Source organism: Paenibacillus sp. P4_E11, from assembly GCF_056401635.1.
In genome coordinates, this window is sequence record NZ_JBFUIX010000518.1 from 1 (window position 1) to 1,189 (window position 1,189).

At 40.4% G+C, this 1,189-nt stretch carries 4 protein-coding genes; 1 reads left to right on the forward strand and 3 read right to left on the reverse strand.

All coding sequences use genetic code 11. The features are described from left to right. The 3 genes from AC1DWB_RS35640 to AC1DWB_RS35650 form a co-directional block, all read right to left on the reverse strand. Nucleotides 1–181: hypothetical protein (locus tag AC1DWB_RS35640; protein WP_477545788.1), on the reverse strand; the 181-nt coding region annotated here is incomplete at its 3' end. A 103-nt stretch (nucleotides 182–284) separates the two neighbouring features. Next, nucleotides 285–542, reverse strand: a complete 258-nt coding sequence (locus AC1DWB_RS35645; RefSeq protein ID WP_477545789.1) for a helix-turn-helix domain-containing protein — start codon at nucleotides 540–542, stop codon at nucleotides 285–287. Nucleotides 543–554: 12 nt separating this feature from the next. Beyond that, nucleotides 555–782 carry a helix-turn-helix domain-containing protein gene (locus tag AC1DWB_RS35650; protein WP_477545790.1) on the reverse strand — a complete coding sequence of 76 codons (228 nt, stop codon included), beginning with the start codon at nucleotides 780–782 and terminating at the stop codon, nucleotides 555–557. A gap of 170 nt (nucleotides 783–952) precedes the next feature. Here AC1DWB_RS35650 and AC1DWB_RS35655 point away from each other — a divergent pair. Further along, nucleotides 953–1,189, forward strand: a 237-nt coding sequence (locus AC1DWB_RS35655; RefSeq protein ID WP_477545791.1) for a helix-turn-helix domain-containing protein, incomplete at its 3' end; no start/stop codon positions are given.

Here is a 1,189-nt window from a genome sequence, read left to right on the forward strand (position 1 = left end):
CATTAAAACCACATGCCCCACCTCTGTTTTCCTTGAATCTGACCCAATCGACGAAACCGCCAGACTCTATGCTGTCTACTGTGTAGACATTTTCTTCAACCAATCCGAAGAATACCGCCTCGTCTCTATCAAATTGCGAGCCACGTTCATTCAAAAACACTACCTTGTCACCTTTTTTCATGCTCTTCATCCTTTCTCCGGATCGACCGAATTACCCAATGAAATGGAGGCCGTATAAGGTGACCAATAGTCATATTTAGGTAATCGTGGTATTATTAGCGTTGTTATGCTCCTTGCTGCTGTTGTTTCATTAACCACCTGAAGAATTGCTCACGTTCAACGCGCATCGATTTACCTAACTTAATCAGCGGAAAGTCTTTTTGATGCATGAGCGCATTTGCTTTCGACTTGGACACTTGCAGAATGTCCATGATGTCTTTACAAGTAAGGTAGGATGGATAAGCATTGAACTGTCCTGGTTCAGGTTGGCGACCAAGGAGATCCTTTGCTTCGTTCAAAAGTTCTAGGAGTTTTTCTGTCATGGTTTAGGCTCCTTATGCTGTTTTTTCATTCTTATGACGAGATTCTCGTCTTACATCTGCAAAAAAAAGGTCCATACTAAATCCGAGAACATCTGAAATCAACTTAGCAGCATGACCACTAGCATTTGCTGATCCTTGTTCGATTCCCGCATAGTAACTACGAGAAATTCCACAATGCTCAGCTACTTCTTTCTGCGTGAAACCCTTGATCTTTCTGAATTGTACAAGCCAGTGTCTCATTTTGATTACTCCTCTCTGACGACATTCTCGTCAATCTCTAAACCTAGTATACGACGAGTTTCTCGTCATTGTCAACATGATTTATACAAGTTTTGACGATTATCTTGGAGTTCGTTTAATGTTGAGTATTTCGTCATTATAATAATAGATAAAAGGAGGGAAATAAGTTGTTGAATAAACGGTTATTAGATCTTAGGAAGGAACACAAATTAACCCAACAAGAGTTATCCTCCAGATTGGGTATAGCCAGAACTACATATTCGGGTTATGAGTTAGGGACTTCCGAACCAGATAACGTAACACTAGAGAAAATAGCTGATTACTACAGGGTAACAACAGATAATCTTTTAGGTAGAGATGAAAGGCCATCGGAAGAAACAGAAGCAGACGCAAAAAGAAGACAAGGG